The 26,442-nt window shown below is 50.6% G+C and carries 29 protein-coding genes; 12 read left to right on the top strand and 17 right to left on the bottom strand.

What is annotated here, in order from left to right:
* Positions 1-81 precede the first annotated feature (81 nt).
* From AB1E22_RS16290 to artJ (AB1E22_RS16265), 6 genes are all read left to right on the top strand, one after another.
* Positions 82-609, top strand: coding sequence for a lipoprotein (locus AB1E22_RS16290; protein ID WP_367596276.1), 528 nt, complete (start codon positions 82-84; stop codon positions 607-609).
* Between the two features lie 210 nt (positions 610-819).
* On the top strand, positions 820-1,548 hold the full coding sequence (gene artP, locus AB1E22_RS16285; RefSeq protein WP_367596275.1) for an arginine ABC transporter ATP-binding protein ArtP: 729 nt from the start codon (positions 820-822) through the stop codon (positions 1,546-1,548).
* 19 nt (positions 1,549-1,567) lie between these two features.
* Positions 1,568-2,299, top strand: coding sequence for an arginine ABC transporter substrate-binding protein (gene artJ / locus AB1E22_RS16280; RefSeq protein ID WP_367596274.1), 732 nt, complete (start codon positions 1,568-1,570; stop codon positions 2,297-2,299).
* A gap of 5 nt (positions 2,300-2,304) precedes the next feature.
* A complete protein-coding gene (gene artQ / locus AB1E22_RS16275) occupies positions 2,305-3,021 on the top strand; it encodes an arginine ABC transporter permease ArtQ (RefSeq protein WP_367596273.1) in 717 nt (238 codons plus the stop codon).
* Positions 3,021-3,689: an arginine ABC transporter permease ArtM gene (gene artM, locus AB1E22_RS16270; RefSeq protein ID WP_367596272.1), complete on the top strand. Its 669-nt coding sequence runs from the start codon at positions 3,021-3,023 to the stop codon at positions 3,687-3,689. The genes artQ and artM overlap by 1 nt, the downstream gene beginning before the upstream one ends.
* A gap of 163 nt (positions 3,690-3,852) precedes the next feature.
* Positions 3,853-4,584, top strand: a complete 732-nt coding sequence (gene artJ / locus AB1E22_RS16265) for an arginine ABC transporter substrate-binding protein ArtJ (RefSeq protein ID WP_367596271.1) — start codon at positions 3,853-3,855, stop codon at positions 4,582-4,584.
* Positions 4,585-4,639: 55 nt separating this feature from the next.
* Here artJ (AB1E22_RS16265) and rlmC read toward each other — a convergent pair whose 3' ends face one another.
* From rlmC to AB1E22_RS16200, 13 genes are all read right to left on the bottom strand, one after another.
* Positions 4,640-5,767, bottom strand: a complete 1,128-nt coding sequence (rlmC, locus tag AB1E22_RS16260; protein ID WP_367596270.1) for a 23S rRNA (uracil(747)-C(5))-methyltransferase RlmC — start codon at positions 5,765-5,767, stop codon at positions 4,640-4,642.
* 45 nt (positions 5,768-5,812) lie between these two features.
* Entirely contained in the window at positions 5,813-6,307 is a 495-nt protein-coding gene (locus AB1E22_RS16255; protein WP_367597386.1) for a YbjO family protein, read from the bottom strand.
* Positions 6,308-6,355: 48 nt separating this feature from the next.
* Positions 6,356-7,201: a putrescine ABC transporter permease PotI gene (potI, locus tag AB1E22_RS16250; protein ID WP_367596269.1), complete on the bottom strand. Its 846-nt coding sequence runs from the start codon at positions 7,199-7,201 to the stop codon at positions 6,356-6,358.
* Positions 7,198-8,151 (bottom strand): putrescine ABC transporter permease PotH, encoded by a 954-nt coding sequence (gene potH / locus AB1E22_RS16245; RefSeq protein WP_367596268.1) that lies wholly within the window; start codon positions 8,149-8,151, stop codon positions 7,198-7,200. The genes potI and potH overlap by 4 nt, the downstream gene beginning before the upstream one ends.
* Before the next feature lie 9 nt (positions 8,152-8,160).
* On the bottom strand, positions 8,161-9,294 hold the full coding sequence (gene potG / locus AB1E22_RS16240) for a putrescine ABC transporter ATP-binding subunit PotG (protein ID WP_367596267.1): 1,134 nt from the start codon (positions 9,292-9,294) through the stop codon (positions 8,161-8,163).
* 156 nt (positions 9,295-9,450) lie between these two features.
* Positions 9,451-10,563, bottom strand: coding sequence for a spermidine/putrescine ABC transporter substrate-binding protein PotF (gene potF, locus AB1E22_RS16235; RefSeq protein ID WP_367596266.1), 1,113 nt, complete (start codon positions 10,561-10,563; stop codon positions 9,451-9,453).
* A 352-nt stretch (positions 10,564-10,915) separates the two neighbouring features.
* The gene (locus tag AB1E22_RS16230; RefSeq protein ID WP_367596265.1) at positions 10,916-11,395 is read right to left on the bottom strand and encodes a YbjN domain-containing protein; all 480 of its coding nucleotides are present in this window, start codon (positions 11,393-11,395) and stop codon (positions 10,916-10,918) included.
* A gap of 106 nt (positions 11,396-11,501) precedes the next feature.
* The gene (rimK, locus tag AB1E22_RS16225; RefSeq protein WP_367596264.1) at positions 11,502-12,404 is read right to left on the bottom strand and encodes a 30S ribosomal protein S6--L-glutamate ligase; all 903 of its coding nucleotides are present in this window, start codon (positions 12,402-12,404) and stop codon (positions 11,502-11,504) included.
* A gap of 79 nt (positions 12,405-12,483) precedes the next feature.
* Positions 12,484-13,401 carry a LysR family transcriptional regulator gene (locus AB1E22_RS16220; RefSeq protein ID WP_367596263.1) on the bottom strand — a complete coding sequence of 306 codons (918 nt, stop codon included), beginning with the start codon at positions 13,399-13,401 and terminating at the stop codon, positions 12,484-12,486.
* A gap of 68 nt (positions 13,402-13,469) precedes the next feature.
* Positions 13,470-14,726 (bottom strand): nucleoside permease, encoded by a 1,257-nt coding sequence (locus AB1E22_RS16215; RefSeq protein ID WP_367597385.1) that lies wholly within the window; start codon positions 14,724-14,726, stop codon positions 13,470-13,472.
* Positions 14,727-14,769: 43 nt separating this feature from the next.
* The gene (xapA, locus tag AB1E22_RS16210) at positions 14,770-15,603 is read right to left on the bottom strand and encodes a xanthosine phosphorylase (protein ID WP_367596262.1); all 834 of its coding nucleotides are present in this window, start codon (positions 15,601-15,603) and stop codon (positions 14,770-14,772) included.
* Positions 15,604-15,756: 153 nt separating this feature from the next.
* Positions 15,757-16,479 (bottom strand): oxygen-insensitive NADPH nitroreductase, encoded by a 723-nt coding sequence (gene nfsA, locus AB1E22_RS16205; protein WP_367596261.1) that lies wholly within the window; start codon positions 16,477-16,479, stop codon positions 15,757-15,759.
* Positions 16,463-16,762, bottom strand: coding sequence for a YbjC family protein (locus AB1E22_RS16200; RefSeq protein WP_367596260.1), 300 nt, complete (start codon positions 16,760-16,762; stop codon positions 16,463-16,465). Before AB1E22_RS16200 ends, nfsA begins: the two co-directional genes overlap by 17 nt.
* Positions 16,763-16,944: 182 nt before the next feature.
* Between AB1E22_RS16200 and AB1E22_RS16195 the strand changes: the two genes are divergently transcribed.
* Positions 16,945-17,217, top strand: coding sequence for a GrxA family glutaredoxin (locus AB1E22_RS16195; protein WP_367596259.1), 273 nt, complete (start codon positions 16,945-16,947; stop codon positions 17,215-17,217).
* Between the two features lie 45 nt (positions 17,218-17,262).
* Here AB1E22_RS16195 and AB1E22_RS16190 read toward each other — a convergent pair whose 3' ends face one another.
* Positions 17,263-17,628, bottom strand: coding sequence for an inner membrane protein YbjM (locus AB1E22_RS16190; RefSeq protein WP_367596258.1), 366 nt, complete (start codon positions 17,626-17,628; stop codon positions 17,263-17,265).
* Positions 17,629-17,929: 301 nt separating this feature from the next.
* Between AB1E22_RS16190 and AB1E22_RS16185 the strand changes: the two genes are divergently transcribed.
* Positions 17,930-19,612 (top strand): aspartate:alanine antiporter, encoded by a 1,683-nt coding sequence (locus AB1E22_RS16185; protein WP_367596257.1) that lies wholly within the window; start codon positions 17,930-17,932, stop codon positions 19,610-19,612.
* A 247-nt stretch (positions 19,613-19,859) separates the two neighbouring features.
* Here the strand turns inward: AB1E22_RS16185 and AB1E22_RS16180 are convergent, their stop codons facing one another.
* On the bottom strand, positions 19,860-20,405 hold the full coding sequence (locus AB1E22_RS16180) for a TetR/AcrR family transcriptional regulator (protein ID WP_367596256.1): 546 nt from the start codon (positions 20,403-20,405) through the stop codon (positions 19,860-19,862).
* A gap of 106 nt (positions 20,406-20,511) precedes the next feature.
* Between AB1E22_RS16180 and AB1E22_RS16175 the strand changes: the two genes are divergently transcribed.
* Positions 20,512-21,735 carry an MFS transporter gene (locus AB1E22_RS16175; protein WP_367596255.1) on the top strand — a complete coding sequence of 408 codons (1,224 nt, stop codon included), beginning with the start codon at positions 20,512-20,514 and terminating at the stop codon, positions 21,733-21,735.
* Positions 21,732-22,547, top strand: coding sequence for a Cof-type HAD-IIB family hydrolase (locus AB1E22_RS16170; RefSeq protein WP_367596254.1), 816 nt, complete (start codon positions 21,732-21,734; stop codon positions 22,545-22,547). Before AB1E22_RS16175 ends, AB1E22_RS16170 begins: the two co-directional genes overlap by 4 nt.
* A gap of 30 nt (positions 22,548-22,577) precedes the next feature.
* On the opposite strand, the gene AB1E22_RS16165 is transcribed toward AB1E22_RS16170, so the two are convergent.
* Entirely contained in the window at positions 22,578-23,696 is a 1,119-nt protein-coding gene (locus AB1E22_RS16165; protein ID WP_367596253.1) for an anion transporter, read from the bottom strand.
* A gap of 2 nt (positions 23,697-23,698) precedes the next feature.
* On the bottom strand, positions 23,699-24,166 hold the full coding sequence (mntR, locus tag AB1E22_RS16160) for a manganese-binding transcriptional regulator MntR (RefSeq protein WP_367596252.1): 468 nt from the start codon (positions 24,164-24,166) through the stop codon (positions 23,699-23,701).
* 190 nt (positions 24,167-24,356) lie between these two features.
* Here mntR and mntS point away from each other — a divergent pair, with 190 nt between their 5' ends.
* Together mntS and AB1E22_RS16150 are read left to right on the top strand one after the other, a co-directional pair.
* The gene (mntS, locus tag AB1E22_RS16155; RefSeq protein WP_367596251.1) at positions 24,357-24,485 is read left to right on the top strand and encodes a manganase accumulation protein MntS; all 129 of its coding nucleotides are present in this window, start codon (positions 24,357-24,359) and stop codon (positions 24,483-24,485) included.
* A gap of 318 nt (positions 24,486-24,803) precedes the next feature.
* Positions 24,804-26,390: a sulfatase-like hydrolase/transferase gene (locus AB1E22_RS16150; protein WP_367596250.1), complete on the top strand. Its 1,587-nt coding sequence runs from the start codon at positions 24,804-24,806 to the stop codon at positions 26,388-26,390.
* The last annotated feature ends 52 nt before the right edge of the window (positions 26,391-26,442 follow it).

The following is a 26,442-nucleotide window of genomic DNA, read 5'->3' as shown; positions in this document are numbered from 1 at the left end:
TCTTAGCGTATATCCAGCCACGCATTTTGACAGCGATACGCTATGCTAAGTTAGTCCTCCTGAGAAGATAAGGAAATAAAAATGCGCAGCTCAGTTTTGGTTCTTGTTCCGTGCGCGCTGTTACTCACGGCCTGTACTACCACCGTAACACCCGCTTTTAAGGATATTGGCACCCGCAGTGGCCCTTGTATTGATGGCGGCCCGGATAGCGTGGCGCAACAATTTTACGACTATCAAATCAGCCATAAAACGCAGGGCAGCAGCGCGATCGTCGGCTTGCGTCCTTACATGAGCGACACTCTGGCGCAACAAATGCAAAAGGCCAGCACTTCACCGAATGCGCAAAATACGTTTATGCGCAGCAATATGTTCACCAGCAATGGTGAAGGTGCAGACAGCGCAGTGGTCGCGTCTTCCTCAACCATTCCTAATACCGATGCGCGCAATATTCCGCTGCGTGTGAACCTCACTAAAGGCAGCAAAACCTGGCAGGATGAAGTGCTGATGATACGTGAAGGGCAATGTTGGGCGGTTGATGACGTACGCTACCTGGGCGAAAACAGCCATGCGCCTTCCGGCAGCCTGCGCCAGGCCATCGAAACAAATTAATTATCCTTGTGTGAGGGAAGGTAACCCTTGTAAATAGTCTGGAATTTCTACTTAACTCCGACATTTATTCTTACCTCCCTCCCGCCCCGCTATATTGTGCTACCTTTAAGGTGTTGGAATAGTTATTTTTAGGTTTTAACGCACAAAGATTGCATAACTATTCTGTTAAAGGTACCCTTTGCGGCTTCAATTGCTATTCAACTTATGCGCATGAGTATTCAACTAAACGGCATTAATTGTTTTTACGGCGCGCATCAGGCGCTGTTCGATATCACCCTTAGTTGCCCCCAGGGCGAAACGCTGGTGTTACTGGGCCCAAGTGGCGCAGGCAAAAGCTCGCTTCTGCGCGTACTCAATCTGCTTGAGATGCCGCGCTCCGGGCAACTCACCATTGCAGACAACCATTTCGACTTTGCGAAAGCGCCTGGCGACAAAGCCATCCGTGAATTACGTCGCAACGTAGGCATGGTCTTCCAGCAATATAATCTTTGGCCTCATCTCACTGTGCTGCAAAACCTAATGGAAGCGCCTTGCCGCGTCCTCGGAATCAGCAAAGATGAAGCTCGCCTGCGTGCCGACAAGCTGCTTGAGCGTTTACGCCTCAAGCCTTATATGGACCGCTACCCGCTTCACCTTTCCGGTGGTCAGCAGCAGCGCGTCGCGATTGCACGCGCCTTAATGATGGAACCTCAGATCCTGCTGTTTGATGAGCCGACCGCCGCACTGGATCCGGAAATCACCGCGCAAATCGTCAGTATTATTCGTGAGTTGGCGCAAACCAACATCACTCAGGTCATCGTTACCCACGAAGTGGAAGTCGCGCGTAAAACCGCAAGCCGCGTGGTGTATATGGAAAATGGCCACATAGTCGAACAAGGTGATGCGAGTTGCTTCGCAAAACCACAGACCGAAGCGTTTAAATTCTATCTGTCACACTGATGTATCCGGGAAAATAATCATGAAAAAAGTTCTGCTTGCCACCTTATTAGCCAGCCTGAGCCTTTCCGCGACGGCTGCACAAAATATTCGTTTTGCTATGGAGGCCTCTTACCCTCCATTTGAGTCTATGGACGCCAGCAACAAGATTGTCGGTTTTGATGTCGATTTGGCTAACGCCCTGTGTAAAGAGATCGATGCCAACTGTACCTTCACCAACCAGGCTTTCGATAGCCTGATCCCAAGCCTGAAATTCCGTCGTATCGACGCGGTAATTTCCGGTATGGACATCACCCCTGAGCGTGAAAAGCAGGTGTTGTTCAGCACCCCTTACTATGAAAACTCAGCGCTGTTTGTCGGTCAGAAAGGCAAAATTGCTGATATCAGCGCCCTGAAAGGCAAAAAAGTGGGTATGCAGAACGGCTCCACGCACCAGAAATTCATCATGGATAAACATCCGGAAATCACCACCGTTCCTTACGACAGCTATATGAACGCCAAGCTGGATATGGAAAGCGGCCGTATTGACGCGGTATTTGGTGATACTGCGGTGGTTACCGAGTGGCTGAAAGCCGATCCTAAACTTGCAGCCATTGGCGATAAAGTGACGGATAAAGACTACTTTGGTACAGGTCTGGGCATCGCGGTACGTCAGGGTAATACTGACCTGCAAGCGAAGTTCAACACTGCCCTGGAAAAAGTAAAACAAGATGGTACCTACAAAACCATCTACGAAAAATGGTTCCAGAAGTAATCTGAATGAACGAAATGTTTCCTTTAGCGAGCGCCGCCGGGATGACCGTCGGCCTCGCCGTTTGTGCGCTGGTCATCGGCCTTGCTTTGGCGATGATTTTTGCCGTATGGGAGTCCGCGAAATGGCGGCCGATAGCCTGGCTGGGTTCAGCGTTGGTCACGGTGCTGCGCGGCCTGCCTGAAATTCTGGTGGTGCTGTTTATCTATTTCGGCGCCTCGCAGTTACTGCTGATTTTGTCAGATGGGTTTGTCCTTAACCTCGGTTTTGCGCAGCTCCCCATCCAAATCCAAATTGAGAATTTCGATGTCAGCCCGTTCCTGTGCGGTGTAATCGCTCTTTCCCTGCTCTACTCGGCGTATGCTTCGCAAACATTGCGTGGCGCACTTAAAGCCGTGCCCGTTGGGCAATGGGAATCTGGCCAGGCGTTGGGTCTGTCAAAAGCAGCCATTTTCTTCCGCCTGGTGATGCCGCAAATGTGGCGTCACGCGCTGCCGGGTTTGGGCAACCAGTGGCTGGTGTTGTTAAAAGACACCGCTCTGGTTTCGCTGATTAGCGTCAACGATTTGATGTTGCAAACCAAGAGTATCGCCACTCGTACTCAGGAACCGTTTACCTGGTATGTGGTTGCTGCCGCGATCTACCTCGTGATTACCCTCGTCAGTCAATACATTCTTAAACGCATTGACCAACGAGCGACACGTTTTGAACGGAGACCCGGCTGATGCTCGAATATTTACCGGAGCTGTTGAAAGGCCTGCATACCAGCCTGACGCTCACCGCAGCCTCCATTGTGGTTGCGCTGATTTTATCGCTGATTTTCACCATCGTTTTAACGTTGAAAACACCGATACTGGTTCACATTGTACGCGCCTACATTACGCTCTTTACCGGTACGCCTTTGCTGGTGCAAATCTTCCTGATTTACTACGGCCCAGGTCAGTTCCCCTCGATTCAGAACTATCCCGTGCTGTGGCATCTGCTTTCAGAACCGTGGCTATGTGCGCTAATTGCGTTGTCGCTCAACAGCGCCGCCTACACCACGCAACTGTTTTACGGTGCGATTCGCGCCATTCCTGATGGCCAGTGGCAGTCATGCGGCGCATTAGGAATGAGCAAGAAAGACACGCTCGCTATTTTGCTTCCTTATGCATTTAAGCGCGCGCTCTCGTCTTATTCGAACGAAGTGGTGCTGGTGTTTAAAAGTACTTCGCTTGCCTACACCATTACGCTGATGGAAGTGATGGGCCACGGGCAATTGCTGTACGGTCGCACTTACGATGTGATGGTATTCGGGGCAGCAGGCCTGGTTTATCTGGTGGTAAATGGATTACTCACGCTGTTAATGCGTGTCATCGAACGACGCGCCCTGGCATTTGAACGTCGCAATTAAGCCATAGTAAATCAGTTGAACAAGGCGGGGATTTCCCGCCTTTTTTACGCCCCTAAAAATATAATTATACGTTTTATTTGCATATAAATTCATTTACTGGCATGATTTTTTGACGCCGGGAAACGGTGAATACAATAAAACACGACAGACGGGAGCAACACACATGAAGAAGTTTATTTTGGCCGCTATGCTCGCTACAGCCGCATTCAACGCCGCTGCAGCCGACAAAATTAGCTTTGGTTCCTCGGCCACTTATCCGCCATTTGAATCTCTTGATGCCAGTAATCAGATCGTCGGTTTTGATATCGATCTTGCTAAAGCTTTATGCAAACAAATGCAGGCTGAATGCACATTCACTAACCACGCTTTTGACAGCCTGATCCCGTCGCTTAAATTCCGCAAATACGACGCCGTTATTTCTGGCATGGACATTACACCGGAACGTAGCAAACAAGTTTCTTTCACCACGCCGTACTACGCGAACTCGGCTGTAGTCATCGCCAAAAAAGGTGCATTTAAATCTCTGGAAGATTTAAAAGGTAAACGTATCGGAATGGAAAACGGCACCACGCACCAGAAATATCTTCAGGATAAACATCCGGAAATTAAAACCGTCTCCTACGATAGCTATCAGAATGCGATTATCGACCTGAAAAATGGCCGTATTGACGGGGTATTTGGTGACACGGCGGTGGTAAATGAGTGGCTGAAAACCAATCCGCAGTTGGGCACGGTAGGCGAGCACGTTACGGATGCTGAATACTTCGGAACGGGTCTTGGAATTGCCGTTCGCCCGGATAATCAGGCGCTGCTTACCAAGTTGAATACCGCGCTGGCGGCGATTAAAGCTGACGGGACTTATCAGAAAATAAGCGCGCAGTGGTTCCCGCAGTAATTCTTGCCTTCACTCCGCTCCTCTCCCACGGGAGAGGTTTAGGATGAGGGGAAAACTACTCCCGCACCAACAACGCCAGCACCTCGTAATGCGCCGTGTGCAGGAACATATCAAAAAGCTGGACTCGTTCAACGCGGTACCCGGAGAGCGAGGAAATATCTCGCGCCATTGTCTGCGCGTTACAGCTTGAATAGATAATGTATTGCGGAGCCATGTTATTCAGAAAATAACACAGCGCCTGGCCAATACCGCGCCGCGGCGGGTTCACTAATACCAGGTCAGGAGTATCTTGTTGCTCGGTGGCAAATTTTGTCGAATCTAACGCCTGGAAATGAATATCGGTCAGCCCAAGTTTTTCTGCAGACTGGCGGGCACAGGCGATGGCTTCCGGGGCAATTTCAATGCCGGTCAGTTTCATTTCAGGCGTTGCGCAATGCAGCCCGAAGCCACCAACACCGCAGAATAAATCCCACATATGTTTGACCGGAATTTCACGCACCCATTCGCGCGCGGTGGCATACAGGGAAGCGGCAACCGTCGGGTTGGTCTGGAAGAAACTTTGCGGGCGGATATATAACGGCACGCCGTTAAATTCTTCTTCCAGCGCTTTCTGCTCGGTAAACAGAATTTCCTGCTCGCCTTCCATAATCGCCATGTGCACCGGCTGGATGTTGGCGGAGATCACTTTGAGCTGCGGAAGTTGTTGCTGCAACCAGGGAAGCGCTGCGCGTAACTGTTCGAGTTTGCTTTCAGAACGCAGAACGAAACGGAGCATCAGCCCGCCGTCCAACTGGCTTTGGGTTAATAACAGATATTTGAGCTCGCCACGTTTGCGCGCCACGTTATAAGGCGTCAAACCAGCGCGGGCGATAAAGGGTTTTAGTGCAGCAAACACCGCCTGAAATGAGGCAGGATAAAGCGGGCATTCGGTTAAATCTTCAGGGCTGCCGTCGCGATGTAGCATCCCCAGCAGCGGTTTTTCTACGCTGCCGCTGACAACCATTTTTGCTTTGTTACGAAATGCCTGTTCAGGACCACTGATTGGCACGCGCCAGTCCTGCACCGCAATCCCCTTCAGCAATTGCTGAAGTTCGTTCATTTTAGCGGTGAGCTGATCGGAAATCGGCTGTTCAATCCACTGACAAGAACGGCAGCGATTAGCCTGATAAAGCGCGCAATGCATAATTTAATCCTGAAAACCGGGGGCACAGATTGTAGCACTACCTGGTCATTGAAGTTTGAAAAAAAGCCGACTCCGCGAAGGGATAAACAGCAGAAACAGTACCAGGAGATCGGGCAATTTTTGTGTCATCAATGAACGGAAAATCTCACGTTTTGACTCGCCGGGAATACTGAAAAGCTCCGGATAACCCCAGCCGAGCGACGCCGCCCACAAATAGGTCACGGCGATAACTTGCGTGGCAAGAAACACCCATCGCCCCCAGTTACGCCCTTTCATGATGACAAAGGCACAACGCAATTCAATACACAGCATAATCAGGCTGCCAAGGAATATCAGCGTCAGGTTCCAGGTTTGCACACTGCGGTGAACAAAATCCAAAACGCCACGCAGCCCGAGCATATTGAAAAGCAATATGAGATCGAGCATTCGCGTAGTAAGAATAGCGATAGCCGCCACCAGCACGACGGTAGGGGCATTTAGCTTGGCTTGTGTTTGACTTCGTTTCCTGAAAATTTCCGCAAACCTCGTGTTCCATACGATACAGCGCCGCGTCTGGCGCGGCACTTATGATTGCAGATTTTAGGCCACTCAGCTACGCCTTGCACGCTGGATGTCACGCAAACGTTGCTTTTCTGCGCGTGCCATAAACCACCAGGCTATCAAACCAATAACCCCGACGACGCCTAAAATGATCGACGCCAGCGCGTTTATCTCCGGATTCACACCCATTCTTACGTTTGAGAAAACCAGCATCGGCAAGGTTGTCGCCCCTGGGCCTGAGACAAAACTCGCAATCACCAGATCATCAAGAGATAAGGTAAAGGCCAGCAGCCAGCCGGAGATAATGGCCGGCGCAATCATCGGAACGGTTATCACAAAGAAAACCTTCAGCGGCGTTGCCCCCAAATCCATTGCTGCCTCTTCGATTGAATGGTCCAGCTCTCGCAGGCGGGCACTTATTACTACCGAAACATACGCGGTACAGAAAGTCACGTGCGCAAGCCAGATGGTCAGCATACCGCGGTCGCTTGGCCAGCCGATGGCGTGCCCTAGCGCCACAAAAAGTAACAGCAACGAAAGGCCGGTGATGACATCCGGCATAACCAAGGGCGCGGTAAGCATAAAGGCAAATCCCGTTGAACCACGGAACTTACCGAAACGCACCATCACCACGGCGGCAATAGTCCCGAGAATCACCGCTGCCGTGGCCGCTGCTGCCGCAATGGTTAAACTGAGCCCCACGGCGCTCATCATCGCGGAGTCCTGGAATAATTCGCTATACCAGCGCGTTGACCAGCCCGCCCAGACCGTCACCAGTTTTGAGCTGTTAAATGAGTACACCACCAGCATTAGCATGGGCGCGTAGAGGAAGGTAAAACCTATCACCAAAATCAGGATGCGCCACGGCGAACGCACTACCGGTAAATTGTTCATGAGTGGTCCTCCGCCGCTTTGTTCTGGTATTTGTGGAACCACATGATCGGCACAATCAGCAAGATAAGCATGGTGATCGCCACCGCTGACGCAACCGGCCAATCGCGATTGTTAAAGAACTCCTGCCACAAAACGCGACCGATCATAATGCTGTCTGGCCCACCGAGCAGTTCAGGGATCACAAACTCGCCTACCGCTGGAATAAACACCAGCATGGATCCGGCAATAATTCCGCCTTTCGTGAGCGGCACGATCACGCTAAAGAAGGTTTTCAGCGGACGGGCCCCCAAATCTAATGAGGCTTCCACCAGCGAATAATCGAGCCGGGTGAGCGCGGTATAAATCGGTAACACCATAAAGGGCAGATAGGCATATACAATGCCGATATAAACCGCGAGATTGGTATGCAAGATGACTAACGGCTGATCGATAACGCCCAACCACATCAGCACGTTATTGAGTACGCCGTTATTTTTGAGAATGCCCATCCACGCATAAACGCGGATCAAAAACGATGTCCACGACGGTAAAATCACCAGCAACAGCAGGATATTACGCGTGGAAGATTTGCTGTGCGCAACCGCCCAGGCGAGCGGGTACCCCAGAAGCAAACAGCAAAGAGTCGACACCCCAGCCATTTGTAGCGACTGCAAATAGGCTTCGGCATAAAGCGGGTCGTCGGTTAACTGGAGGTAGTTCGCCAGATTAAGCGCTACCGAAATCTGGTCATCCGCCCAGGTAATCAAATCCGTGTAAGGCGGAATTGAACGGGCCATTTCCGCAAAGCTTATCTTGAAGACAATCAAGAACGGCAGCATAAACAGCAACACTAACCACAGATAAGGCAGCGCAATAACCAGTTTGCGACCATGCCGCATTTGCATTCGCGCCAGCCACATTTTAAAACCGCTTGCCGGTGGCTCAGCCGGGCGTTCAGTTATCGTGCTCATTTCGCCCCCTTAAACCGTCAGAACCACACAACTTTCTGCATCCCAACACAGGCGAATTTCATCGCCCCATGTCGGCATACCTCGGCGATTACGGTGCTCATTTTGCAACTGAGCGCTGATCATCTGCCCGCTTTTCAGGCGAACGTGGTAAATCGACAGATCGCCAAGATAGGCAATATGCACGACTTCCCCGACTGCAAAGTTATATCCGTCAGCCGGTGGTTCGTCGCAGAGCATCACTTTTTCAGGGCGCAAGGCGACATACACCGGCACCCCGTCAACCACTGAAATATCAGGATCCACTTTGAGCGGGTGCACAAGCCCTGGGCTATCAATGACCAGACCGTCGTCCTGGCGCTCTTTCAGCAGGCCTTCGAAAACATTTACCGACCCGATAAATTCTGCGCTGTAACGGGTGGTCGGGTATTCATAAACTTCTTCCGGCTCACCGATTTGTTCAAACTTGCCGCGATTCATAATGGCAATGCGCCCCGCCATGGTCATCGCCTCTTCCTGATCGTGCGTTACCATGACGCAGGTCGCACCCACGCGCTCAAGAATATCCACCACTTCAAGCTGCATACGGTCGCGCAGCTTTTTATCCAGCGCCCCCATCGGCTCATCGAGCAGCAATAATTTGGGCCGTTTTGCCAGGCTTCGGGCCAGGGCAACACGCTGACGCTGCCCACCCGAAAGCTGATGCGGTTTACGTTTGGCGTACTCCTGCATATGCACCAGGGTCAGCATTTCCTGTACGCGCTGCGTTATTTCATTTTTCGGCAATTTATCCTGCTTGAGGCCAAACGCAATGTTCTGCTCCACCGTCATATGGGGGAAAAGCGCATAGGACTGGAACATCATATTGATTGGGCGCTGGTAAGGCGGCACATGTGATAAGTCCACGCCATCAAGCATAATTTGCCCGGCGCTGGGCTGTTCAAACCCGGCAAGCATACGTAACAGCGTGGATTTACCACAGCCGGATGGCCCGAGTAGCGCAAAAATTTCGCCTTTATAAATGGTCAGATTGACATCATCAACGGCATGTTGTCCGTCAAAGGACTTGGTGAGATTGCGAACTTCAAGCAGCGGGGTGAGCGCTTTGCGAGTTTTCGCTTGCGGACGAGGAGTTGCATCGTTCAATTATGTTGCTCTCCGGCAAAATCATTATAAATGTACGGCCCGGTTGCCGTACCAATAACGAGACAGAGGCTAAAAACCTCTGTCCGTGTTGGGGCGCGTGCACCATCGGGGTGCACTGCCCCGTTGCAAACCTTGTTAAGTCACTCTTAGGTTTGCTTATTTGCCTGTTTTAACTTTAGTCCACGCGCGCGTAATCACACGGTCAACTTTTGGCGATTGCACACCCTGGGTGAACAATTTGGCACGCACGTCAGCAGGAGGGTAAATCCCTGGATTATTGCGTATCTCTTCATTCAGCAGCGGCGTTGCGGCAGTATTCGCATTGGCGTAGTAAACGTGGTTGCTGATATTGGCCACCACGTCCGGTCTCATCAGATAGTTCAGGAACTGATACGCTTCGTCTTTATTTTTCGCATCAGCGGTCATAGCGAACATATCGAAGTAAACCATCGCCCCCTCTTTAGGAATGGTATAAGCAATATTCACGCCATTTTTTGCTTCTTTGGCCCGGTTCGCGGCCTGGAGAATATCGCCAGACCAGCCAATCGCGACGCAAATATCCCCGTTCGCCAGGTCGTTAATATACTGAGAGGAATGGAAATAGCGGATCGACGGGCGCAGTTTTAGCAGCAGATCGTTGGCCGCACCGGTGTAGTCTTTAGGATCGGTACTGTTAGGATCTTTGCCCAGATAATGTAATACGCTGGCATAGACTTCGCTTGGCGCATCAAGGAATGACACACCGCAGCTTTTCAGTTTCTCGAGATTTTCTGGTTTCAGAATAAGATCCCAGCTATTTACCGGAGCATCTTTACCCAGAGCCGCTTTGACTTTATCGACGTTGTAGCCAATACCCGTAGTTACCATCATGTAGGGAATGCCGTATTTATTGTCATGGTCGTTATGCGCGACCAGTTTGAGCATTTCCGGATCGAGGTTTTTATAGTTTGGCAGTTTGCTCTTATCCAGAGGCTGGAAAATACCCGCCTGAGCCTGACGCTCAAGGAATTGCGAAGAAGGCACGACGAGATCGTAGCCGGTACTGCCCGCCATTAACTTCCCTTCCAACACTTCGTTGGAGTCAAAGACGTCATACACCACTTTAATACCGGTTTCTTTGGTGAAGTTTTCTAGCGTATCGGGAGCAATATAATCAGACCAGTTATATACGTGCAGCGTCTTTTGTTCAGCAGCAAACGTGGTGGCAGAAACGACCATCAGTAAACCCGCTACCACACCCGACAACAATTTTTTACGTTGGGCGAACATATTTCTTTCCTTCTGAATAAAGGGTAAATCTCGCTTTCGCGAGCATAATTTACTCAATCAAACTTTATGCATTTCATTCCCACATTTTTTTGCATGCAAGAATCATGCATCTCTATTCAAACTGCAGTGAAAAAAGATATAGCGTCTCGCAAGAATAACTGTAGCCAGAGTTAGTCACTATAGCCCAGGCAAAAAAGCGCCCTTTATCAATTTTTTAACAATTAAACATCTATGCTGTGGCCCAGAAGTGGCGAGATCGGAGAGAAAAATGCTGGTTGGGGGGTTATCAGGCAGGATAAAAAGAGGTGGAACGCAGCGCGCATGGCTGCCGCTGCGGTCAATAATGCATCAGTTAGTGTAGGAAATGGGTCTGAATAATGGTGCCGTCTTGCTCTTCTTCTTCAGAGATAAAGAGCAACTGATTTGCGCAGGCTTCCAGAATAACCATTGAGATTTGCTCTTCGCTCTGTTTTACAAAAGCAGCAAACTGTTCGCGAGTAATACCTACCGATGCGGGCAGCGACTGGCAAACCACAAGTTTAGGCAGATTATCATCCTGAATATCTAAAAACGCTTTGACCGTGAGAGAGCTTGCGTTAATCGACGAAAGATCGGACGCCAAAGGCAGCAAAGCGGAAGGTTTTACTTCGGCCAGGGCCGAAAACAAGACAATATCGTCGACCAGATCGATTTTGGCATCGTAGACACCATCAAAATTCTGCATATGTGGCAGATGGAGCGCCTGGCAAGTATCGCACTCGAAAATGGTCACACCGATTTCGTCAAGCCAGCGGCGTAAGATGTCCAGAGTAGGGACAACGAGTGAATCCATAAATGCCGTAGCCTCTTTAAAGGGGGGTGATTGAGTCGCGACATAGCTTACGCAAAAATGGCGACTCATACTATTATTATGCGCCCAATGACGCTGATGCTCGGGATTAGCCGCCCGTTTTAAGGCAAAAACCCGGCTGCGCTTGCTGCTCGATCCACTTGATCATAAGCGTGGCAATATCCACTCCGCTGGTCTTTTCAATGCCTTCCAGACCCGGCGAGGCGTTAACTTCCATCACCAGCGGGCCGCGCTCAGCGCGCAAAATATCAACCCCGGCGACATCCAACCCTAACGTGGCTGCGGCATGTAACGCAATTTCGCGCTCACGTTCGGTAATCGTGACCTGGTTTGCCACACCGCCACGGTGCAAATTGGAACGGAAATCGCCCGGTTTTGCCTGGCGTTCAATCGCCGCGACCACCTTATTGCCGACGACCAGGCAGCGAATATCCCTGCCCTGCGCTTCTTTTATATATTCCTGAACCAGGATATGGGCATTCAAACCGCGAAACGCATCAATCACGCTTTCTGCGGCCTGACGGGTTTCAGCCAGTACCACGCCAATTCCCTGCGTACCTTCCACCAGTTTCACCACCAGCGGCGCGCCACCCACCATATCGATTAAATCGCTGGTGTCATCTGGGGAATGCGCAAAACCGGTAACGGGTAAATCAATGCCCTGCCGCGCCATAAGCTGTAAAGATCGCAGTTTGTCGCGGGCGCGGGTAATCGCCACGGATTCATTCAGCGGGTAACTTCCCAGCATTTCGAACTGGCGCAAAACGGCGGTGCCGTAAAAAGTGATCGCCGAGCCGATACGAGGAATAACCGCATCATAATGCGGAAGTTGGCGGCCTTTATAGTGCACAGACGGTGCGGCCGGATTGATGTTCATATAGCACGAAAGCGGATCGATAATTTCGACGGCATGACCACGACGCGATGCCGCTTCACGCAGGCGTTTACAAGAATAAAGCGTTCCATCCCGCGATAAAATGGCGATTTTCACCCTGTACCTCAGCGTTTCCAGTCCAATAATAACAGCGCGGTTATCATAACATTGCCACTACATTTCAACGAACGGGGTTTCAACGAACGGGCAATGTATCCGGCGACTGTTTTAGCACATCAATTAAATGGCGCGTCGTCGAAGAGAGATGATGCGGATCGTACACCGCATAAAGATCGGCCGGGATCGCTTGCGTTAACGGGCGGAAGGTTACCCCAGGCCAGTTCATCTGCGCGTAGCTATCGGCCATTATTGTCAGCCCAATACCGATGCTGACCAGCGCCAGCACCGTTTGTGGCTCAACCGCTTCTCTGACCACCCGGGGTGAGAACCCCGCTTCACGACACACGCCCTGCAAAAACGTCCAGTCAGAATGCACCGCCGTCATGGTGACAAAAGCCTCATGGCGCAACTGCTCTATATCAATGGCGGATTGTTTAGTGAGCGGATGTTTTTCCGGGAGGGCGACTAAAAACGTGGCGTCATGCAGTTTTTCGCTGCGCAAACCTGGCCGAGGATTGGTTTCCATTCGCCAGATCCCTGCATCAATTTCATGGCGTTCTATCAAAGAAATCTGATCGCCCGGTGACTTCTCACGGAATAAGATATCAATGGCGGGGAAATCGGCAATAAACTGTTGTAACCCGAGACGTAACCCACCCCAGATGGCGGTGCCAACAATCCCCAGATGAATACGCCCGCCTTCACCACGCCCAATTTGTTCGACGCGAGCCAGGGCCAGATTCGCGCTATCCAGCAGGCGGCGGGTTTCTTCGAGCAAGATTTCCCCGGCGTGTGTTAAGGCCACGCTACGAGAATGGCGTATAAACAAAACGGTACCGAGCTGTGATTCCAGCTCTTTGATATGAAAACTGAGCGGAGGCTGAGACATATTGAGCCGCGCGGCGGCTTTGCCAAAATGCAGCTCTTCCGCCACCGCCTGAAAATAGCGCAGTAGTTTTAAATCTGTACGGTAAGTTCGCTGTGAAATAGTCATGAGGCTCCCTGTGCACTGGCAGCCCCATAAGCTATCACTCTTGTCGTTCGGTGTAATGCAGCCGACTATTAATGTGCGACCGAGGCCGAAGCTTTAAGAGAGGGATCGTGACGATACTGGAAGCTGAAGTGGAAAATAACCGCCAACACCAGCGCGTATCCGGCAAACACCAGCCAAATAGTCGTCCAGTCTTTAACGCCGCCTACGCTGAAATAATCCACCACATAGCCGCTGAGAATCGCGCCGAGATAGGCACCCACACCATTAACCATGGTCATAAATAGCCCTTGAGCGCTGGCCCGAATACGCGAGTCGACTTCTTGTTCCACGAATACGGAACCGGAAATATTGAAGAAATCGAATGCGCAGCCGTACACCACCATCGAAAGCAGCAATAACACAAAACCAAACGCCGACGGGTCGCCCCAGGCAAACAGCGCAAAGCGTAACACCCACGCCACCATACTCATTAGCATCACTTGTTTAATCCCAAAGCGACGCAGGAAGAAAGGAATGGTGAGGATAAATGCCACTTCCGACATTTGAGACACCGAAAGCAGAATCGACGGGTATTGCACCACGAAGCTATCAGCAAACTCAGGGTTACGCGCAAAATCATGCAGGAAGGGATTGCCGAAAGTATTGGTTATCTGTAATACCGCCCCCAACAGCATGGCGAACAAAAAGAAGACGGCCATGCGCGGATTTTTAAATAATACGAACGCATCTAACCCCAAACGGCTTACCCAGGTGCGGGATACGCCGCCCTTTGCCACAGGAATCATTGGCAAAGTTAATGAATAGAGCGCTAACGCCAGCGAAGCTCCGGCAGCAATATAGAGCTGAAGATTACTGAGTTCAAAACGCATCAGGCTTACGGTCCACATCGCGGCAATAAATCCGATGGTGCCGAAAACGCGAATGGGCGGGAAATGGCTCACGGTATCCAGCCCCACTTTTTCAAGACTGGCATAGGAAATGGTATTCGACAGAGCAATGGTCGGCATAAATGCCATCGCATTACCCAGCATTACCCAAAACATCAGCCCAGGCTGGTTAATGCTGGCCGCCCAGGCCAACATTCCCGCGCACACCAGGTGGCAGAGAGCATACACACGATTCGCAGGGAGCCATTTATCAGCAATAATGCCGACAATTCCCGGCATCAGTAACGCCGCAAGGCCTTTTGTGCTGTAGACCATGCCCACATCAGCCCCCCGGAAACCGAGGGTATTAATCATATAAGAGCCCAGCGTAACCAGCCAGGCGCCCCAGATGAAGTACTGCAAAAACAACATGATTTTCAAGCGCGGTTGAATCGCCATAGAGTTAATCGCCATGTGTTTTACCCGGTGTGGTGGAAGTGCCTCAGGCGAGTTTGCCGAGGAAACCGCAAATCAGATTGATAAAGTTCTGGCGTGAGAGTGCCGCAGCCTCAAGCGTTTGCGTATGGGAAAGTTGCACGCTGCCCAAACCTTCGGCCAGATTGGTAATCGCCGATACGGCGACCACTTTCAGCCCACAATGGCGAGCGCTGATTACTTCGGGCACCACTGACATCCCCACCACGTCACCGCCGATGATTTGCATCATGCGAATTTCTGCCGCCGTTTCAAAGTTCGGGCCAGGGTAGGAAACAAAAACGCCTTCGGTCAGCGGGAAGCCCTGCTCTTTAGCGACATGCTGCAAAATACCACGATAGTCAGCGTCATAGGCATTAGCCAGAGAGAAGAACCGCTCGCCGAAACGGTCATCATTTGGGCCAACCATTGGCGTTCCCGGCATGGTGTTAATGTGGTCGTTCAACGCAACCAGGCTGCCAGGGCCAACTTCCGGGCGCAATGAACCTGCGGCGTTGGTCGAAAAGAGGATTTCGCAACCCAGCAGTTTGAAGGTACGAATAGCGTTGGTCATAACTGACATTCCACGCCCTTCGTAAAAGTGACCCCGCCCTTTCATGCAGGCAACGGGCACTCCTGCCAGGGTTCCTACAACTAACTCACCCGCGTGGCCGTGAACGGTACTAACCGGGAAGCCAGGTAATTCGTCATACGGGAAAACCACCGGTTGTTCGATTTTCTCGGCCAGTTCCCCCAAGCCAGAACCGAGAATAAAAGCCACGCGTGGTACGAGGCCATTGATGCGGGAACGGATAATATCTGCGGCGTAGAACGGGGAGTTATCAAGTGTAGTCATCGGCATCAGGTGCTCCTTGTCGTCGTGTCGAAATAACAGAATCAGCGTTTCTGACTCTGTTATACCGACTGACAACTGTGCAAAACCAATACCGTTTAGGCGGGTGATTGATAGTGAAAATGTATTGATCGGCGGTAACCCTCGCTACCGCCAGAGCGATTAGCGGGTCGCCCAACCCTGCTTGTGCAAATAATCAAGAATGAACGGACGGTTCTCTTTAATGATGGTGCGGCGAATGTGATCGCTCCAGTTATCCTTGCGCGAGTTGCTATCGCGGGACAGATAATATTGCTCCATCTCTTCGTCGTATTGCGCCAATACGTTTTCATCCACCGGTTGATAGCTGTTTTCATGCATCAACATCGCGGCGGGCATGCGGGGTTTGATATCATGATCTTCGTCAGGCCAGCCCAGACACAGGCCGAAAAGTGGAAGAACGTGCTCCGGTAGCGCTAATAATTCCGTCACCGCTTCGATATTATTGCGAATACCGCCGATATAAACGCCGCCTAACCCCAGTGATTCCGCCGCGGTAAACGCGTTTTGCGCCAGTATGGACGTATCAACTACACCCAACAGTAATTGCTCTGCCAGACCCAATTGCGCCTCCGTGCAGATTTGCAAATGGCGGTTAAAATCAGCGCAAAATACCCAAAATTCAGCCGCCTGCGCGACGTGTTTCTGGCCGCCGCTAAGCGCCACCAGTTGCTCGCGCTTAGACTTATCGGTAATGCGAATAATTGAACTGCACTGTAAAAAACTGGAGCTGGAGACCGCCTGGGCACTGGCTACAATCGCTGCGCGCTGTTCATCAGTAACGGGTGCGTCGGTAAAACGACGAATGGAACGGTGTGAACGCAGCAGATCAATGGTCGGCGTCATCGCGTTTATCCTTTGGCTTATCTGAAAGAGATTTATCGAGTGGTGGTTTGCCTTTGGTCAGCAGCGGCGCAACGTTTTGAGCCATCGCCCATACCATGAATGCCGCCGCTGGAATCATCAGCGCAATCCCCAAAAATACCATGACAATGGCCGCCGTGGCACTCCCAACAGGCGCTGGCAACGTTATGTAACCATTCAGGGAAAGATAGGAAAGCAGTAAAAAAACGATACCGATAACTTCGAGGATTAATACTGGCTTCGGTAGTGCACCGAGTGAACGCATCCGCTTGTCTCCAGAGGCAATTATCGGCTTAGTATAACCTGATTCCCCTCTTTTTTACGCCGAGGCCATAGGTGGTGAATATCAAACTAACAGGCAAGACCTTCTTTTCATTCATCACCGTTAGCGGCATTATAGTTGCCATTCGCCGGTTCGTTCGGCCACAAAAAATAAAGGAGATTTCCATGTTTGCAGTAATTTTTGGCCGCCCAGGCTGCCCATATTGCGTTCGTGCTAAAGAGTTGGCTGAGAAATTGACCGCTGAGCGTGACGACTTCAACTTCCGCTATGTTGATATTCATGCAGAAGGCATCACTAAAGCCGATCTGGAAAAAACTGTTGGTAAACCTGTTGAAACCGTACCGCAGATTTTCCTCGACCAGAAACACATCGGTGGTTGCACTGATTTTGAAGCTTACGCTAAAGAACACCTGAGCTTGTTCCAGAACGCGGAATAAGCCACAGAAAAAAACCGGCTCACTTTAAAAATGAGCCGGTTTTTTTTATCGCCGCTGGCGACGAATCACGCTACGGATAAACAAGTAGCACAGTGCGCCAAGTGCACACCAAAACACAGCACTAAACGTCCACGCCATTTCTTGCCAGAATGTCCGCGTTGGCGACAGCCACAATTGAAAGATTAACAGACAAATCGGTGAAGCCAGTACTGCGCCTATCAGCGGTTTGATCACTCTGCCATGGCGTGAGAACACGCTCGCGATAACACCCGGCAGGATAAAAAACAGCAATCCCCACTCCGAATGCCCATCGCCCGGGTAGCTGCTGGCGGCCATTAATTTCTGCGACAGAAATACGCCAACAAACAACACGAAGCAGCAAATGACTCCAAACCAACGTTGTCCACGCATGAACACACATCCTCCTGACGATCGCTTGTATCGAACTTAAATTAATGGCCCTGCATGCAGAACCATGCCCGAGTCAGATAAAGTTTCAGCATCCCTACTGCAAAATCGAAAGCGCAATTAGCACAATATTCTTACTAGCCGTAAAACTTCATAAAGATTAAACTAATGGCTATTATCAGGTCTGCGCACTGGATATTTTAATGCAAAGAAAATACATTAAACTGCGTCTTAATTAGTAGAAACCCTAACGCAAAAAACCATCTCTTTCAACAAGTTACTAGTAAACAAGAAGTTATCCTTCGTGAATATAAACGTCGCAGATTTGTTAAGCGGGAATTACATCCTGTTATTATTTGTTGTTCTGACCTTAGGCTTATGTCTGGGTAAATTACGCCTTGGTCCAGTCCAACTGGGTAATTCCATTGGTGTTTTAGTGGTCTCTTTATTACTCGGCCAACAACATTTTTCTATTAACACAGATGCCCTAAATCTGGGGTTTATGTTGTTCATTTTTTGCGTCGGCGTGGAAGCCGGGCCAAACTTTTTTTCAATTTTCTTCCGCGACGGCAAAAATTACTTGATGCTGGCGCTGGTGATGGTCGGTAGTGCGATGTTACTGGCATTAGGGTTGGGGAAACTCTTCGGTTGGGATATTGGCCTCACCGCCGGTATGCTCGCCGGTTCCATGACCTCCACTCCGGTGCTGGTGGGTGCAGGTGATACCCTGCGCCATTCCGGCGGCGCTGGGAGTGAACTTGCAACATCGCTGGATCATCTGAGCCTCGGCTACGCGCTGACTTATCTCATCGGTTTAGTCAGCCTGATTGTTGGCGCCCGCTATCTGCCAAAACTCCAGCACCAGGATCTGCAAACCAGCGCGCAGCAAATCGCTCGCGAACGTGGGCTTGATACCGATGCCGCCCGCAAAGTCTACCTGCCCGTTATTCGCGCTTATCGCGTGGGTTCTGAATTAGTCGCCTGGGCCGACGGTAAAAATCTGCGTGAACTGGGGATTTACCGCCAGACCGGGTGTTACATCGAACGTATCCGTCGTAATGGTATTCTGGCAAACCCAGATGGCGACGCGGTGCTGCAAAAAGGCGATGAAATCGCACTGGTAGGTTATCCGGACGCACATTCCCGCCTCGATCCAAGTTTCCGAAACGGGAAAGAAGTTTTCGACCGCGACCTGCTGGATATGCGCATCGTTACCGAAGAAATTGTGGTGAAAAACCACAATGCCGTAGGCCGTCGCCTTGGTCAGTTAAAGCTGACCGATCACGGATGCTTCCTGAACCGCGTCATTCGCAGCCAGATTGAAATGCCTATTGATGACAACATCGTGCTCAACAAAGGCGATGTGTTGCAGGTGAGCGGCGATGCGCGTCGTGTTAAAACCGTGGCAGAGCGAATCGGCTTTATCTCGATTCACAGTCAGATTACCGATCTGCTCGCCTTCTGCGCCTTCTTCATTATTGGGCTGATGATCGGCATGATCACCTTCCAGTTCAGCTCGTTTAGTTTTGGCGTCGGGAATGCGGCAGGCTTGCTGTTCGCCGGTATCATGCTCGGCTTCTTACGTGCCAACCACCCGACTTTCGGCTACATCCCGCAGGGGGCGCTGAATATGGTGAAAGAGTTCGGCCTGATGGTGTTTATGGCGGGCGTTGGGTTAAGTGCCGGGAGCGGCATTGGTCATGGCCTGGGTGCCGTCGGCGGGCAAATGCTCATCGCCGGTCTTATCGTAAGCCTGGTTCCGGTGGTTATCTGTTTCCTGTTTGGCGCATACGTTTTACGTATGAACCGCGCGTTGCTATTTGGCGCAATGATGGGCGCTCGTACTTGCGCACCGGCAATGGAAATCATCAGCGATACCGCACGCAGCAACATTCCTGCGCTGGGCTACGCCGGAACTTACGCCATCGCAAACGTATTGCTAACCCTTGCGGGGACGCTGATCGTCATCATATGGCCTGGTTTGTGATCCATGCCGCAGACAAAGAAAAAAGATTTTTTTATGACAGGCCGAACTTTTTGCCCGGGGCAAAGTCTTAATTAGTGCCACTGCTTTTCTTTGATGTCCCCAATTTGTGGAGCCCATCAACCCCGCCTCTTTGGTTCAAGGTTGATGGGTTTTTTATTGCCTGGGATTTGTGGTCTTCCTAAATTAGCCACCAGCAAAAGCCCCGCCCCCCATTTGCACAACACAACCGGCTGAGCGCATAGCAAATCTACCTGACAATTCGCCCCACCATCTCAATCAATTCTTCCCGACTCAACGGATGTCGATCCGTCACATAATGCAGCGTCATTCCTTCGATAAATGCATCCAGCGTTCGGGCGGTTATCGGATCAAAGAAGGCTTCCAGCACTTGCTGGCTGCGGCACATCCAGTCCTGCATGATGATTTTTAGCGCGGGATTGCGATTGGCGTAGGCATAAAGTTGATACATCACTTGCAGGTTGTACGACGTCGCGATCTTCTCCCCGCAAATCATATCGACAATCGCTTCGCATGCTTCATCGCGGTTGCAGGCCTGCTCCATGCGAACGCGATAGTCGTCTGACATCTGATGGGCAAACTGCGTGAAGGCTTCGCCCAGGAGCGATTCAATGCCGTCAAAATAGTAGGTCATTGACCCCAGTGAGACGCCCGCCGCTTCGGCGATTTTACGATGCGTAATATGGCTAATACCATGTTCCACCAACATATCCAGCGTGGCTTGCAGTATGCGTGCGCGTCGGTCAGGGTCGTTACGCCGTGGGGATTTGCTCATGTTGATTGCTCAGTAATAACGGACGGAAAAGAGTTTACCAGGCAATATGTACAAATGTACACAAACTTGCTAGTGTGATTTGTATTCTCTGCCAACCGGTATTTCCATGTCCGCCGTTACCCATACTCGCAAAGCCACGCAGCGTCGCACCTGGGCTTTATTCGCCTTCTTCTTTTTGCCCGGCTTGGTTATGGCGTCGTGGGCAACACGTACGCCCGCCATCCGAGACACGCTTAGCGTTTCTACCGCCGGCATGGGCATTGTGCTATTTGGTCTGTCGATTGGTTCGATGAGCGGTATTCTTTGCTCCGGCTGGCTGGTTAAGCGGTTTGGGACGCGCAATATTATCCGCAGCGGCATGACGCTAATGGTCACCGGCATGTTGGTAATGGGGTCGGCGCTTTTTGTTTCATCTCCGGTTTTGTTTGCGCTTGGCCTGGCTATTTTAGGCGCGGGGCTCGGTTCATCAGAAGTGGCGATGAACGTCGAAGGAGCCATCGTTGAAGGTTTACTGAAAAAGACCGTATTGCCGATGATGCATGGCTTTTATAGCCTTGGCACGCTCGCAGGCGCAGGTATCGGCATGAGTTTAACGGCCTTTAACGTTAGCGCGTACGGGCATCTTTTAGTGATTGGTTTAGTGGTTATCACGCCGATTGTGATTGCTATTACCGCGATTCCGCACGGCGTTGGCAAGAATAATGCCGAAGGCGAAGGCGAAAATCAGCACGAAGCTCATCCCCCGTTCTATAAAGATCTCCAGCTGTTACTCATCGGGACGATTGTACTGGCAATGGCGTTTGCGGAAGGTTCCGCAAATGACTGGCTGCCATTGCTGATGGTCGACGGCCACGGTTTTAACCCGACATCCGGCTCAATGATTTATGTCGGTTTCACTCTTGGGATGACTGTGGGACGCTTTACCGGCGGCTGGTTTATCGATCGCTACAGCCGCGTAGCCGTTGTGCGTGCGTGCGCGGTGATGGGGATTTTGGGTATCGGTTTAATCATCTTTGTTGATAACGCGTTTGTAGCCGGTGTTTCGGTCATTTTGTGGGGATTAGGCACCTCGCTCGGTTTCCCATTAACGATCTCGGCCGCAGGCGATACCGGGCCGGATCCGGCCACTCGCGTCAGCGTGGTTGCGGCTTCAGGCTATATTGCATTCCTTGTGGGTCCACCGCTGTTGGGCTTCCTTGGGGAACATTACGGCCTACGCCTTGCCATGCTGGTTGTACTGAGTTTGATGGTGGTTGCAGCTCTGGTTGCAAAAGCCGTCGCTAAACCTACAGACCTTGTTACCCACTCGCTTGAAGGGAGAGTTCGATGAGTGTGAAATTAATTGCCGTCGACATGGATGGTACGTTTCTGGACGATAAAAAAGAGTACAACCGCGCACGTTTTGCGGAGCAGTACGCGCAGATGAAAGAGCAAGGGATCCGTTTCGTGGTCGCCAGTGGCAACCAGTATTATCAGTTAATTTCATTTTTCCCGGAGATCGCCCACGAGATCTCATTCGTTGCCGATAACGGCGGCTGGGTGGTCAGTGAAGAAAAAGATACCTTCAATGGCGAGCTGACAAAGCAGCAGTTCAACACGGTTATCGACCACCTGCTGACATTGCCGCATGTGGATATCATCGCCTGTGGCAAACACAACGGCTATACCCTGAAAAGCTATGATGACGCATTTATAGCCATGGCACGTCGCTATTATCACCGTCTTCAACTGGTGGATAATTTCTCTAATCTGAACGATGTGTTCTTTAAATTTGCGCTCAATCTGCCGGACAGTCTGTTAGACGACACAATGAACTCCCTGGCAGAGAAATTCGAAGGCATTATGGTTCCGGTTTCCAGCGGCCACGGTTCGATTGACCTCATCATTCCCGGTGTTCATAAAGCCAACGGCCTGCGTATTTTGCAGGAAAAATGGGGCATTAATGACAGCGAAGTGGTGACATTTGGCGACGGGGGCAACGATATAGAAATGTTGCGCCAGGCCAAATATGGCTTTGCGATGGAAAATGCGCCTGAAAAAATTAAGCAAATAGCGACTTATCGGGCGGGGCATTGCAATCAGCAGGGCGTGCTGGATGTGATTGAAAAAGTATTGAAAAAAGAAGCGCCATTTAACGCGTAATGGAGTGGTGAGGGGCAATCCCCTCACCTCTTAAAACTGTTTGAGCAACAGCAATAATCCATAGCCCAGCGCTGCCGCCCAGACTAACATCGGCAGCGAATAGTAATGAAAACGTATCCAAATACGACGATCGTTAGCCATGCGTAATGCGATCAGATTCGCCAGCGACCCCGGCAACAATCCAAAACCGCCAATGTTGACCGCAAAGGCCAGCAGCACCGAAGCAGGAACGTAGTTCAGCAGCAAAATCGTTGAGGGAACATTGCTGATAAACTGTGATAAACCAATCCCTAACGCAAATAACCCACCTGTTGAAAGCTGATTAATGCCCTCCAGCGCGTGTTGTAACACCGGCAGTTGCGTTATCAGGTACACATCAATAAACATCACCATAAAGACCAGCAGCAAACTCCAGTCAATATTCAGCAATACCCGACGCGCAAGCAGTAAAAAGCCCGCTGCGACAATCGCCAACCCCCAGATTTCTTGTTTAAGCTCAAGCGCGACAATAAATACGACGTAAAGCGCCACACAACTCAGCACCAGCCGAGGCTGCCAGTCATGCCGTTTATCATGAGCCTGGTAAGTCAGTTTTTTATTCGGGAAACAGAACCAGCAAAGCACCAGCAAACTAAGCATAATGGCTGTCGCCAATGGCGCCATTTGCCAGGTAAACGCCCCAAACGATAAGCCCGAACGCCCCCAAAGCAAGATGTTCTGCGGGTTGCCAATTGGCGTGAGCGTTGAACCGGCATTCACCGCCAGCGCTTCAAAAATGATGAGCCGGTTAATCGGTATCGCGCACAGTTTTTTCAGCGTAATGGTCAACGGGACAATAATAAACAGTGCCACGTCGTTAGTCAGAAACGTCGAAAGCAGTGCCGCGGCGCTCACCAAAAACAATGCCAGGGAGCGCTCACTGGCAAAACGCTTCACCATACGACGGCCCAGCACATCGAAATAACCGCTCAGTTCCACGCCTTTGGTCAACATCATCAGGCCCGCGAGCGTAATGATCGTGTGCCAGTCAATCGCATGAACCCACCGTTCAGGATGAAAAGGCGTGATAAAACTTAACGCAACACCGATGAGCAGCAATAGATGAAGAAAGTGGTCGCGAGCGAACGGACGAAGCAGGGTTTGTACCATTCCTACTTAAAACCTCGCTGTTCGCTAAAAAGACGAAATGCTTCCAGCGTCTCCTCACTGACGTGGTGTTCAACGCCTTCCGCATCAATCCTTGCGGTTTCCGGGCTGATACCGAGCGCAAGGAAAAAGTTTTCGACAATCTGATGACGTTCGCGGCTCATCTGCGCCAGCTTCTCCCCTTCTGCCGTCAGAAAAACGCCACGCCAGGGTATTTGTTCGATAAGCCCAACCGACGCCAGGCGTTTTAACATTTTTGCAACCGTTGGCTGAGAGACGCCAAGGCGTGCCGCCATATCAACCTGGCGGACTTCTCCAACCTCACGAATCAAATCAGAAATCAGCTCAACATAATCATCAATTAATTCACGACGGTGCGCTTCCCGCACCTGTCGAAAGCCTTCCACATGCGCTTCAACGTTTACCAACTGCGTCACTTTCTGTTTATTTTTTTGGCCAGGCGTACGGCTCATGATGCTTCCTCTTGCAGTGGCGCGGCATCGTCCCATGACGATGTTTGGCCCCATTGTAAACCAGCATCACGTAAGCACAAAAATTTAACGAATTAGCAATAGCTATACAATATAGCCTGTGCTATATCTGTATGTAATGCAGTCAGCTTTTAAAGGAACTAAGGGCGGCAGAAGCGAACAGGAGGGTTATATGAATGAATTCAAGAGGTGCATGAGCGTGTTTACACATTCCCCGTTTCAAGTGCGGCTGATGCTGCTGAATATGATATGTGATTGGGTTTCCGGGAAACCTCAGCAGGGCGAAAAACCGAAGCCATAGGCGGCCGCCCTGCCTTTCCTGTTTCACTCTAGCTGAACAGCTACGGGTGCCTGCTTATAAATTTCTTTTTCAATAGATTCCGTGAATACCTCCGTTTTACACGCTTTAACCCTGCCATTTGTCGGATTTGTTATCTGCTTCGCAAAACACATTTCGCTTATCAGTTGATCTTCTTATCGTACCGCTCTATCTTCTTGCAGCCCTGCACATGAAGCGGCTCGCAGATGCGGTCCAGTTTCCCTTCTTTTCCGTCTGTCAGGCAGGTTCTTACCCTCGTCGCCAGGGTCTTCGCATGGCGTTTAGTAGATCTCGAAAAACATGAATTTAACGGTTAAAGATACCCTGACGACTCGCGCAATTGCGCTTAACCCGTGGACTGGTTTTTATTTCCTTCAGTCTCTACTGATTAACTTCGCACTCGGCTACGAATTTAGCATTCTCTATGCGGTCGCATTCAGTTGCGTTCTGCTGCTGCTTTGGCGCAGCGCACCCAAACTACAAAAAGGGTTACTGGCTATTTGCAGTCTACTCGCAGCCATGTATTTCCCTTTTGGTCAGGCTTACGGCGCGCCAAACTTTAATACTCTGCTGGCCCTGCATTCGACCAACTTCGAAGAATCCACGGAGATAATGACTATCTTCCCGTGGTACAGCTATTTGGTATCGGTCTTTATTCTGGCGCTCGGCGTGATTGCCGTGCGCCGCAAAATAGCCGCGAAGAAGAGGACCTGGTGCCATTTCGACAGTTTATGTCTGGTCGTGAGCGTGGTCTGTTTCTTTGTCGCACCTGTGCAAAACCTGGCCTACGGCGGCGTATTTAAAATCAAAGACTCCGGCTATCCGGTTTTCCGCTTTGTTAAAGATGTCATTGTGAATAACCAGGAAGTTATTGACGAGCAAACGCGCATGCAGGCCTTCTCGAAAATGAAGGACACCTGGAATGTGCTGGCAGTTAAGCCGAAATACCAGACGTATGTCGTTGTGATTGGTGAAAGCGCACGACGCGACGCATTAGGCGCGTTTGGCGGGCACTGGGATAACACCCCGTTTGCAAGCCAGGTCAATGGCAATCTGTTTATGGATTATGTAGCTGCCAGCGGGTCAACGCAGAAATCGTTAGGCATGACGCTCAACCGCGTCGTTGATGGTAAACCGCAGTATCAGGACAGTATTATCACGCTTGCTAACCGCGCCGGATTCCAGACCTGGTGGTTCTCCAATCAAGGGCAAATTGGTGAGTACGATACCGCCATCGCCAGCATCGCCAAACGTGCAGATGAAGTACATTTCCTGAAAAACGGTGATTTTGAAGCGGATAAAAATACCCGCGACGAAGCATTATTGAAAATGACGGCACAGGTATTTGCAACCCAACGCACTACGCCGCAATTAATTGTGCTGCATTTGATGGGTTCGCATCCACAGGCATGCGATCGTACGCAGGGTAAATATAAAGATTTTGTGCAGTCGAAAGAGACGTCTTGTTATATCTATAGCATGACGCAAACTGACGACCTGCTAAAACAGCTTTACCAGCAGTTGCAAAACAGCGGTGAAAGCTTCTCGATGGTTTACTTCTCCGATCACGGTCTGGCATTCAAAGAGCGTGGCACCGATGTGCAATATCTGGCGCACGATGATGAGTTTCAGCAAAACTTCCAGGTACCATTTATGGTGCTTTCAAGTGATGATAAAGCGCATCGCCAGATTAAAGCGCGCCGTTCAGCCAACGATTTCCTGAATTTCTTTTCTGCCTGGACGGGGATTAAAACCAAAGAATTAATGCCGAAGTACAAGTTTATTTCTGAGCAGAATGCGGGGCCAATTTACATCACCAACTTTAAGCTCAAGAAGGTGGACTATACTCATCTGCAGACGGATGTGTTTGAAACTAAAACGCGTTGATTTTATTGAATTTCCCGTTTCGTTTAGCATCAAATAAAACGGGGAATTTGGG

Source organism: Buttiauxella gaviniae (genome assembly GCF_040786275.1).
Taxonomy (GTDB): domain Bacteria; phylum Pseudomonadota; class Gammaproteobacteria; order Enterobacterales; family Enterobacteriaceae; genus Buttiauxella; species Buttiauxella gaviniae_A.
The sequence above is the reverse complement of the archived record's forward strand: the minus strand, read 5'-3'. Positions and strand labels throughout refer to the sequence as shown.

Excerpts from the sequence above, each read along its gene's own strand:
- AB1E22_RS16290 (WP_367596276.1), top strand. The coding sequence starts at position 82 with ATGCGCAGCTCAGTTTTGGTTCTTGTTCCGTGCGCGCTGTTACTCACG.
- artP (WP_367596275.1), top strand. The coding sequence starts at position 820 with ATGAGTATTCAACTAAACGGCATTAATTGTTTTTACGGCGCGCATCAG.
- artJ (WP_367596274.1), top strand. The coding sequence starts at position 1,568 with ATGAAAAAAGTTCTGCTTGCCACCTTATTAGCCAGCCTGAGCCTTTCC.
- artQ (WP_367596273.1), top strand. The coding sequence starts at position 2,305 with ATGAACGAAATGTTTCCTTTAGCGAGCGCCGCCGGGATGACCGTCGGC.
- artM (WP_367596272.1), top strand. The coding sequence starts at position 3,021 with ATGCTCGAATATTTACCGGAGCTGTTGAAAGGCCTGCATACCAGCCTG.
- artJ (WP_367596271.1), top strand. The coding sequence starts at position 3,853 with ATGAAGAAGTTTATTTTGGCCGCTATGCTCGCTACAGCCGCATTCAAC.
- rlmC (WP_367596270.1), bottom strand. The coding sequence starts at position 5,767 with ATGCATTGCGCGCTTTATCAGGCTAATCGCTGCCGTTCTTGTCAGTGG.
- potI (WP_367596269.1), bottom strand. The coding sequence starts at position 7,201 with ATGAACAATTTACCGGTAGTGCGTTCGCCGTGGCGCATCCTGATTTTG.
- potH (WP_367596268.1), bottom strand. The coding sequence starts at position 8,151 with ATGAGCACGATAACTGAACGCCCGGCTGAGCCACCGGCAAGCGGTTTT.
- potF (WP_367596266.1), bottom strand. The coding sequence starts at position 10,563 with ATGTTCGCCCAACGTAAAAAATTGTTGTCGGGTGTGGTAGCGGGTTTA.
- AB1E22_RS16230 (WP_367596265.1), bottom strand. The coding sequence starts at position 11,395 with ATGGATTCACTCGTTGTCCCTACTCTGGACATCTTACGCCGCTGGCTT.
- AB1E22_RS16220 (WP_367596263.1), bottom strand. The coding sequence starts at position 13,401 with ATGACTATTTCACAGCGAACTTACCGTACAGATTTAAAACTACTGCGC.
- AB1E22_RS16215 (WP_367597385.1), bottom strand. The coding sequence starts at position 14,726 with ATGGCGATTCAACCGCGCTTGAAAATCATGTTGTTTTTGCAGTACTTC.
- xapA (WP_367596262.1), bottom strand. The coding sequence starts at position 15,603 with ATGCCGATGACTACACTTGATAACTCCCCGTTCTACGCCGCAGATATT.
- nfsA (WP_367596261.1), bottom strand. The coding sequence starts at position 16,479 with ATGACGCCGACCATTGATCTGCTGCGTTCACACCGTTCCATTCGTCGT.
- AB1E22_RS16200 (WP_367596260.1), bottom strand. The coding sequence starts at position 16,762 with ATGCGTTCACTCGGTGCACTACCGAAGCCAGTATTAATCCTCGAAGTT.
- AB1E22_RS16195 (WP_367596259.1), top strand. The coding sequence starts at position 16,945 with ATGTTTGCAGTAATTTTTGGCCGCCCAGGCTGCCCATATTGCGTTCGT.
- AB1E22_RS16190 (WP_367596258.1), bottom strand. The coding sequence starts at position 17,628 with ATGCGTGGACAACGTTGGTTTGGAGTCATTTGCTGCTTCGTGTTGTTT.
- AB1E22_RS16180 (WP_367596256.1), bottom strand. The coding sequence starts at position 20,405 with ATGAGCAAATCCCCACGGCGTAACGACCCTGACCGACGCGCACGCATA.
- AB1E22_RS16175 (WP_367596255.1), top strand. The coding sequence starts at position 20,512 with ATGTCCGCCGTTACCCATACTCGCAAAGCCACGCAGCGTCGCACCTGG.
- AB1E22_RS16170 (WP_367596254.1), top strand. The coding sequence starts at position 21,732 with ATGAGTGTGAAATTAATTGCCGTCGACATGGATGGTACGTTTCTGGAC.
- AB1E22_RS16165 (WP_367596253.1), bottom strand. The coding sequence starts at position 23,696 with ATGGTACAAACCCTGCTTCGTCCGTTCGCTCGCGACCACTTTCTTCAT.
- mntR (WP_367596252.1), bottom strand. The coding sequence starts at position 24,166 with ATGAGCCGTACGCCTGGCCAAAAAAATAAACAGAAAGTGACGCAGTTG.
- mntS (WP_367596251.1), top strand. The coding sequence starts at position 24,357 with ATGAATGAATTCAAGAGGTGCATGAGCGTGTTTACACATTCCCCGTTT.
- AB1E22_RS16150 (WP_367596250.1), top strand. The coding sequence starts at position 24,804 with ATGAATTTAACGGTTAAAGATACCCTGACGACTCGCGCAATTGCGCTT.